Origin of the sequence: Nocardioides sp., from assembly GCF_051876515.1 — a bacterium.
GTDB lineage: Bacteria > Actinomycetota > Actinomycetes > Propionibacteriales > Nocardioidaceae > Nocardioides.
This window is the reverse complement of record NZ_JBJEHY010000175.1, coordinates 1-7,981: the sequence shown is the minus strand read 5'-3', so window position 1 is coordinate 7,981 and position 7,981 is coordinate 1. Positions and strand designations below refer to the sequence as shown.

Annotated in this window: 11 protein-coding genes; 2 read left to right on the top strand and 9 right to left on the bottom strand. The window is 72.2% G+C overall.

The features are described 5' to 3' along the window. From ACI379_RS13250 to ACI379_RS13230, 5 genes are all read right to left on the bottom strand, one after another. A partial coding sequence (locus tag ACI379_RS13250; protein WP_439792562.1) for a hypothetical protein occupies window positions 1–701 on the bottom strand: 701 nt, incomplete at its 3' end. Further along, entirely contained in the window at window positions 698–1,549 is an 852-nt protein-coding gene (locus tag ACI379_RS13245; protein ID WP_439792561.1) for an ABC transporter ATP-binding protein, read from the bottom strand. The genes ACI379_RS13245 and ACI379_RS13250, both read right to left, overlap by 4 nt. Further along, window positions 1,546–2,349, bottom strand: a complete 804-nt coding sequence (locus ACI379_RS13240; RefSeq protein ID WP_439792560.1) for a hypothetical protein — start codon at window positions 2,347–2,349, stop codon at window positions 1,546–1,548. The genes ACI379_RS13245 and ACI379_RS13240 overlap by 4 nt, the downstream gene beginning before the upstream one ends. Continuing rightward, the gene (locus ACI379_RS13235) at window positions 2,346–2,900 is read right to left on the bottom strand and encodes an RNA polymerase sigma factor (protein ID WP_439792559.1); all 555 of its coding nucleotides are present in this window, start codon (window positions 2,898–2,900) and stop codon (window positions 2,346–2,348) included. The genes ACI379_RS13240 and ACI379_RS13235 overlap by 4 nt, the downstream gene beginning before the upstream one ends. Window positions 2,901–2,987: 87 nt before the next feature. Then, window positions 2,988–3,836 (bottom strand): DUF2785 domain-containing protein, encoded by an 849-nt coding sequence (locus ACI379_RS13230; protein WP_439792558.1) that lies wholly within the window; start codon window positions 3,834–3,836, stop codon window positions 2,988–2,990. 92 nt (window positions 3,837–3,928) lie between these two features. Between ACI379_RS13230 and ACI379_RS13225 the strand changes: the two genes are divergently transcribed. Next, window positions 3,929–5,425 carry a histidine kinase N-terminal domain-containing protein gene (locus ACI379_RS13225; protein WP_439792557.1) on the top strand — a complete coding sequence of 499 codons (1,497 nt, stop codon included), beginning with the start codon at window positions 3,929–3,931 and terminating at the stop codon, window positions 5,423–5,425. 67 nt (window positions 5,426–5,492) lie between these two features. Here ACI379_RS13225 and ACI379_RS13220 read toward each other — a convergent pair whose 3' ends face one another. Continuing rightward, window positions 5,493–5,744 carry a WhiB family transcriptional regulator gene (locus tag ACI379_RS13220; protein ID WP_439792556.1) on the bottom strand — a complete coding sequence of 84 codons (252 nt, stop codon included), beginning with the start codon at window positions 5,742–5,744 and terminating at the stop codon, window positions 5,493–5,495. A gap of 187 nt (window positions 5,745–5,931) precedes the next feature. On the opposite strand from ACI379_RS13220, the gene ACI379_RS13215 reads away from it, so the two are divergent. Continuing rightward, window positions 5,932–6,351, top strand: a complete 420-nt coding sequence (locus ACI379_RS13215; RefSeq protein ID WP_439792555.1) for a hypothetical protein — start codon at window positions 5,932–5,934, stop codon at window positions 6,349–6,351. A 30-nt stretch (window positions 6,352–6,381) separates the two neighbouring features. Here ACI379_RS13215 and ACI379_RS13210 read toward each other — a convergent pair whose 3' ends face one another. The 3 genes from ACI379_RS13210 to ACI379_RS13200 form a co-directional block, all read right to left on the bottom strand. Next, on the bottom strand, window positions 6,382–7,197 hold the full coding sequence (locus tag ACI379_RS13210) for an RNA polymerase sigma factor SigF (protein WP_439792554.1): 816 nt from the start codon (window positions 7,195–7,197) through the stop codon (window positions 6,382–6,384). Window position 7,198: 1 nt separating this feature from the next. Continuing rightward, a complete protein-coding gene (locus ACI379_RS13205) occupies window positions 7,199–7,624 on the bottom strand; it encodes an anti-sigma factor (protein WP_439792553.1) in 426 nt (141 codons plus the stop codon). A 170-nt stretch (window positions 7,625–7,794) separates the two neighbouring features. Next, window positions 7,795–7,981 (bottom strand): superoxide dismutase [Ni] (locus ACI379_RS13200; RefSeq protein ID WP_439792552.1); only part of this gene is annotated, 187 nt, incomplete at its 5' end.

Genomic DNA, 7,981 nt, shown 5'->3' with positions numbered 1-7,981 from the left:
CCCGGCAGCGCCACCCAGAAGCCCTCCGTGGTGTCGGTGGAGCTCCACCCCAGGGGCCCGTACCAGTAGGTCCACGGCCACACCACGTGCCAGCGCCACGTCTGCTCGAAGTTGCCCTGCAGCAGGATCGTGACGATCACCAGCAGCACCACGGCCACCGGGGTGGCCCCGCGGCGCGGGAGCCAGCGCGCCACCAGCAGGCCCAGCAGGGGGCCGCCGAGGGCGGGCACCACCGAGAGCGCGAACATCACGGTCAGCACGTGGGCGTCGGAGAGCGGGCCAAACGGTACGGCCCCCGCCCCGGGCGGTTGCGCGTAGAACTGTCCGAGCGCGACGAGGAACCACACGGTCGCAGCCGTGAGAGGCACGACGAGGGCAGCCAGCAGGGCCCGCGTCCGTACACCCTCCCCGGCGGCGGGTGCGCCGGCGGCCGCGGCGGCCAGGTCGGAGCGGCGGGTGAGGCTGGACATCGTGATCATGCCGAGCAGCCCGAGCAGCGCCGCGGGGACGATCATGCTCATGGTGGAGGACGTACCGTCTCTGGGGCCCAGGATGCTGTACGTCATGATCGCGGCGGTCCCGGCCACCCCGACCAGGAAGAGCGGGTGGCGAGCGTAGTGGCGGATCTCGCGGGCCGCCAGCGCCCCGAGGGCCTGGCGGGAGGCACCGGCCTCGGCGTGCGGTGCGGTGAGGCTGCTCATCGCGCCACCTCCGCGGCCGGGGAGCGGAGCAGCAGGTAGGCGTCCTCGACGGTCGGGGCGACCGGATCGAACCCCGCGCCAGGAACCCCGCCCACCGAACGGATCCGCCCGCTGCCGGTCCGCCAGCTCTGGGAGGCGCCCGGGGTGGGCCTGTCGCCCTCGTGGACGCAGCCCTCGGCGGCCGCGAGCAGCTCGGGCACGGTGCCGTCGAACCGCACACGGCCGGTGTCCAGGACGATGACCCGGTCGCACAGGGCGGAGACGTCCTCGGTCTGGTGGGTGGAGAGCAGCACCGTGCCCTGCTGGTCGGAGACCAGAGCACGCAGACCGGCCCGCTGCTCGGGGTCGAGCCCGGTGGTCGGCTCGTCGAGGATCAGCAGCTGGGGTGCGCCGATCATGGCCTGGGCGATCCCCAGTCGCCGGCGCTGGCCCCCTGACAGGGTCCGGATCCGGGACCGGGTGCGGTCCCCCAGGGCCACGAGGTCCAGCACGCGCAGGACCTCACCGTGGCGCGCGCGGGTGTCGTCCCACTCCTTCAGCACGGCCACGTAGTCGAGGAAGCCGAACGCGGTCATCCCGCGGGGGAAGACCACCTCCTGCGGGAGGTACCCGATCGTGCGGCGGGCGGCGACGCGGTCGGCGTACGAGCCGGTCACGTCGTGCCCCGCCACCCGGATGGTGCCCGCGGAGGGGGACTGGATGGTGGCGAGCATGCGCAGCAGGGTCGACTTGCCGGCACCGTTGGGGCCGAGCAGGCCCACGACGCCCGGTGTCAGGGTCAGGTCGAGCGGGTGCAGGGCGACGGTGCTGCCGTACGAACGGCTCACCGCCGAGAGCGAGGCTGTCATCGGATCCTCCTGGGCAGGTGGTGGTGCGTGGAGTGGACGAAGGAGCAGGCCAGGGCCACCGCGAGAGCCGCGGCCACGCCCTGGACGGGAGCTGAGGTGACGGTGAGGAGCTCCCCGGTGGACTGGGTCACCAGCACCAGCGCGACCCACGCGGCCGACACGGCGGTGCCGACAGTGGTGGGGGAGAACCGCTCGAGGAGCGCGAGGGAGGCGCTGGTGAGGGCGAGCCCCGGCAGGCACCACACCCAGGCGAGGTCGCCCAGCGCCGGCACGAGCAGGGTGAGCGTGGAGAGGACGGGGATGGCGACCGCCAGCGTGGCGACGGTGCGCAGCAGGCCCAGGCGTGCCTTGGAGTACGGGGTCGCTGCCGTCACCTCCCGCAGAGGGTCGGTCACGGCGTACGCGGCCACGACGGCCAGCACGGGGACCAGGGGACTGAGCACCAGGAACGTGAGGGTGGAGTAGCGGCCCGCCTGACCGGCGAGGACGACGGCGGCGACGGCGGAGCCCACGGCGGTCGCCCACGGGGTCCGCATGCTGTCGACGGCCCGCAGGAGCACCCGGTCCCGCTCGTCCACCCCGACCAGCCGCAGCAGCCGGTCGCCCAGGGTGGGCGGCGGTGCGGCGATCGCGACCCGGACGTCGTCCCAGACCTGGGCAGGTGCCGGGTCGTGGTGGCGGGCCAGGGCGCGGCACTGCGCGCATCCGGCCACGTGCATCTCCACCGAGGCCTCTGCGGCGGGTGAGAGGCGGCCCAGCGTGTAGGACTCCCACAACGGTGCGTCGAGGTGCCAGGTCATGTCATGCCTCTCATCAGGTCGCGCCGGAGGTGGTTCTTGGCCAGCCGCACCCTTCCCTTGAGCGTGCCCAGCGGGATCTGCAGGGCCCGGGCGGCCTCGCGGTGGGTGAGCCCGTCGATCACGGTCGCCTGGATGGCTTGGCGCAGCTCGGGTGAGAGCGCGGCCAGGGCCCCGCCGAGGTCCCCGCTCTCCACGGCGGTGAGGAGGTCGTCCTCGGCGCTGCGGACACTGGGGACGAGGGCGGCGATCAGCTGGTCGCTGACGGGCGCGGGCGCGCGTCGCCCGCGCGTCCTCGTCGCCAGCTGGCGGATCGCGATGCCCCACAGCCAGGCCCCCACCTGGCCGTCCCCGCGGTAGCGGTGCGCGCTGCGCCACACCGCCACGAACGTGTCCTGCAGCGCCGAGGCGACCAGTTCCTCGTCGGAGGAGCGGCGTCGCAGACGCTGCACCAGCCACGGGGAGTGGCGCTCCACGAGCTCGCGCAGGGCGGTCTCGTCCCCGCGGCCGATGGCGGCCAGCAGGGCCTCCTCGGTGTCGTCCTCGTGTCCCACACCCTCAATGTCGCGGGTACGGGGGCTCCGTGGATCACAGTCGGGGAGATTTTTTCGCCCGAGCTGCCTGCGGGTGCGGCGCGGCGGTCAGTGCCGGCGGCCGAAGGAGTACGGGTTGGAGGCCTGGAGCGCGTCGACGAGGGAGAGGAGCAGGTCGGCGCGCTGCGGCACGGCCGGCCGGCCCAGCTCCAGGTGCAGGTGCAGACACCGCAGGAACGTCTGCGGGTTGTACGTGACCAGGTACGGGTCGTGCTCGCCGGGCACGCTGCCGACTCCCGCGGAGGCGACGATGCGCACCAGCCACGGCTCCACGACGCTGAGCGGCACCTCGCCACGCAGCAGGATCTTGCGGACCGCACCAGCGATCCGGTCGGGCTCCCCGGACAGCAGCGGCGCGGCGTCGGGGTCCAGCACCCGGTCGGCGACGACGTCGAGCAGGACGGTCAGCTCGGTGGCCCCCAGGAACGGGGACGAGGCGATCTCACCGATCGCGTCCGCGCCGTGCGCGATGGCGTGCGCCCACCCGTGGTGGGGGACGTACCCGCGGGTGTCGCGCTCGCGCAGCCACCAGCTGGCGACGTGGTCGCCCCACTCGAGGAGCTTGGCGTGGCTCAGCAGCCCCTGGGCGTTCGCCCGGGCCACGCACTCGGTGACCACGACCGCAGAGAAGCTGCGTCGGTAGACGGAGTCGGTGCCCTGCTCGCCGAGCCCGACCTTGAGGCCCTCCAGCATCCCGTCGCCGAGCCCGGTGAGGTGGTCGTCGTACACGCCCTGGGAGATCCACGTGCTCAGCGCGGGCAGGGCGATCCCGTCACGCTCGGCCGGGTCGGAGGAGCCCAGCATGGTGGTCAGCTCGACGGTCAGGTCGTCGAGCGGGCGGTCGGTCGGCACCGAGAGTCCTGAGGACATGACTCCGTGCCAGTACCCGATCACCATGGGCCCCATCCTGCCAGCCGCCCCTGACAGTTCCGACCCGGTGTCCGGGGTCCACGGGTGGCCCGGCCGCGACGGCGTCCTACGCTGTGGGCGTGCCGTCCCTCAACGAGCTCGTACGAGCCCACACCGACCTCGACGACGAGGACGTGACGTGGCTGCACCTCCTCATGGCGGACTGGCAGATCCTGGCCGACCTCTCCTTCGCCGACCTCGTGCTCTGGCTCCCGGACCGGGCCGGCGAGGGCTGGTGGGCGGCGGGCCAGATGCGCCCCACCACCGGTCCCACGGCGCTGGTCGACGACGTCATCGGCACCTTCGTCCCGGTGGGTCGCCGCCGCATGCTCGACGAGGCGTTCGAGCGTGGGCGCACCGTGCGTGAGGGAGACCCCGAGCTGCGCGACGTCGTGCCCGTGCGGGTCGAGATAGTGCCCGTGCGCCGCGGCGAGCGCGTCATCGGCTGCGTCGCGCGCAACACCAACCTGATCGGCCTGCGCACCCCCAGCCGCCTGGAGCTGTCGTACCTGCAGACCGCCGGCGACCTCGCCCAGATGATCGCGCACGGCCAGTTCCCGCAGCCCTCCCAGCGCGGCGACCACACGGACTCACCGCGGGTGGGGGACGGGTTCGTACGGCTGGACGCCGCCGGGCGGGTGAGCTACGCGAGCCCCAACGCGCTGTCGGCGTTCCGGCGCCTCGGCCTGCAGGGCGACCTCACCGGCCTCGTCCTGGCCGACCTGACGCGGCAGCTGATCCCGCCGCGCCGCCGCCCCGACGAGGAGACGCTCAGCGCGGTGCTGGGCGGGCGGTCCGCACGCGACGCCGAGCTGGGCTCCGACGAGGTCACCCTCGCGGTGCGCTCCATCCCGCTCAGCCCGCGGGGTGAGCGGGTCGGCGCGCTGCTGCTGGTCCGCGACATCACCGACCTGCGCCGCCGCGACCGCGAGCTGGTCACCAAGGACGTCACGATCCGCGAGATCCACCACCGGGTGAAGAACAACCTGCAGACGGTCGCCGCCCTGCTGCGCCTGCAGGGGCGGCGCATGACGGACCCGGCGGCGCGGGCGGCGCTGGAGGAGGCCGAACGCCGCGTCGGATCCATCGCCGTGGTCCACGAGACGCTGAGCCAGGCCGTCGACGAGGACGCCGACTTCGACGAGATCGCCTCGCGCCTCTCGATGACCGTCTCCGAGGTGTCCGGGGTCGACGTGGGGGTCCGGGTGCTCCGCGCGGGGTCGTTCGGCACCGTGCCGGCCACCATCGCCACGCCGTTGGCCATGGTGCTCACCGAACTGCTCCAGAACGCGGTCGAGCACGGGTACGTCGGGATGGCCGAGGGGGACACCCAGCGCCTCGTCGAGGGTCGCGGAACCGTCACGGTGACCGCGCAGCGACGCCCCGGCCGGCTCACGGTCAGCGTCGAGGACGACGGACGTGGCCTCCCGGATGGCTTCGACGTCCACGGCTCCACGAACCTGGGGCTCACCATCGTCCGCACTCTTGTGGAGTCGGAGCTGGCGGGCTCGCTGGTCCTGGGACCGAGTGGGACGGGGCACGGCGCTCGCGCCGTGATCGACCTGCCGCTGGAGTGAACCGACCGCGCGGGTCGGTGCTGCTCGGCTGACCGGGCCCGAGCCGTCGGTCAGCGGTGGGTGGGGCTCAGGCGGTGCGGATGCGGGCCCGGGCGTTGCGGCGCTTCAGCGCGCGACGCTCGTCCTCGCTCATGCCGCCCCACACGCCGTGGTCCTGTCCGGCCTCGAGGGCCCAGGCGAGACACTGCTCGCGGACGTCGCAACGACGGCAGACCTGCTTGGCCTCCTCGATCTGAAGGATCGCCGGTCCGGTGTTCCCGATGGGGAAGAACAGCTCCGGGTCCTCGTCGAGGCAAGCAGACTCACTGCGCCAATCCATAGTTGGATGTTTTCCTCTTTCTGTGCGCGGGGAGGGCATCTGGGTCAGCCCTGGCGTGTGTGGCGCCTCTCGGGTGTGGCGCATGACAACAACAATCGTTTCACAAACGCGACGTCCAGACTCGCAACGTTTGATGATTCCCACAACCCCCAAACGCCGTCACATCCGTCACAACTACGCTGGGAATATGCGTGAGACGAGCAAGGATGAATCGGTGCCGGCCCCCGCGGAAGCCGCAGTGGTCCCGACGCCGCTGAAGGTGGCGGCGGGGATCGTGGTGCTGCAGTCGCTGTGGATGATCGGCCTGACCGTTGCCGAACTCGTCAACCTCAACAGTGCCAGACTCGAGATGGGTACGACCACCGCGTTCTTCTTCGGCGCCGCGGGCGTGGGTCTGCTCGCCTGCGCGTGGGGTCTGCTGCACCTGCGTACGTGGGGCCGGGGTCCGGTGCTGCTGGCCCAGCTCGTCCAGCTCGGACTGGCGTGGAACCTCCGGGACGGCGACTTCGTGTGGGTGGCCGTGCTCATGGCAGTGGTCGCACTCGTCGCGCTGGGCTGCCTCGTCCACAAGCAGAGCATCTCGGCTCTCGAGGGCCGGGAGATCTGAGTTCCTGACCAGCGGGACTCCCGCCCAGCCTCACTCGTTCTCGAGGGAGGCGCGCAGCTGCGCGAGGGTGCGGGCCAGCAGTCGCGAGACGTGCATCTGGGAGACCCCGATCTCCTCGGCGATCTGGGCCTGCGTCATGTTCTTGAAGAACCGCAGCAGCAGGATGCGCTTCTCGCGCTCGCCCAGCCCCTCCAGCAGCGGCTTGATCGACTCGCGCACCTCGACGTGCTCGATGCCGGCGTCTGCCACGCCCAGCGTGTCGAGCATGCTGGGCGCGCCGTCGTCGGAGTCGTCGCCGGCGTCGAGCGACAGCGTGGCGTACGCGTTGGAGGACTCCATGCCCTCCACGATCTCCTCCACCGTGCAGCCGATCTCCTCGGCGAGCTCGCGCGGCGTGGGGGAGCGGCCCAGCTTCTGGGTCAGCTCGGCGGTGGCGGAGCTGATCTGCATGCGCAGCTCCTGCAGGCGCCGCGGTACCCGGATCGCCCACCCCTTGTCGCGGAAGTAGCGCTTGATCTCACCGATCACCGTCGGCGTGGCGTACGTCGAGAACTCCACCCCGCGGTCGGTGTCGAACCGGTCGATCGCCTTGAGCAGCCCGATGGTGCCGACCTGGACCAGGTCCTCGTACGGCTCGCCGCGGTTGCGGAACCGCCTGGCCGCGTGCTCCACCAGTGGCAGGTGCAGGTGCACCAGATCGTCGCGCGCGCCCGCGCGCGAGGCCTCGGTGCCCGCCTCGTCGCGCATCACCGCGAACAGCTCGGCGCTGCGCCGTCGCAGCTCGACCAGCGCTGCCCCCGGCACTGCCTCGACCGTCGTCTCGTCCCCCGTGTCGATGCGGCTCATCTCAGGGGACGACTCCTGTCAACGGCACGGTCCTCTCGGACTGCACCGTGAAGCTCACCTCGAACCGGCCCGAGCGGGAGCCGGCCGTGGCGTCGCTGGCCAGCGTGTCCAGGACCTGCCACGCGAACGAGGAGCTGTCGACCTCGGGCTCGTCGCCCGCCTCGACGGAGGCGTGCACGGAGACGTACCCGTCGGTGAGGGTGAAGGTGCACACCAGGTCGCTGCCCGGGTCCGCCGCGGGCAGCAGCAGCGCGATGGCCTCGCCGATCGCCATGCGCAGGTCCTCGATGTCGTCCATCGTGAAGTCGATCCGCGCGGCGAGACCGGCCGCGGTCGTACGCAGGACCGCCGCGTACGCCCCCTCGGCAGGAAGCCTCACCTCGACGGTGGCGCGCTCGGGCGCCTCGTGTGATGTCTCGTGTGCCATCTGCGGTTGCGTTCCCTCGTCGGCAGGTGGTGGGTGGCCCCACCCTAGCCCGTGGCGCGGGCCCCTCGGCGGTGGCCGGGCCGGGTACGACGAACGCCGCGTCCGAGCGGGTGCTCGGACGCGGCGTCCGGTGGTGCCTCAGGCGTCAGGTCGGTGCCTGACGCCCGGGGTCACTTCTTGGTCTCCCAGAAGATCTCGGCGATCTCGTCGATCTTGGCGAGGAGCTGGTCGGCGACCTCGGCGTCGAGCGAGCCCTTGGTGCCGCCGGCACCGGCGAGCTTGGTGGCCTCGTTGACCAGCGTGTGCAGCTGCGGGTACTTCTCGAAGTGCGGGGGCTTGAAGTAGTCGGTCCACAGC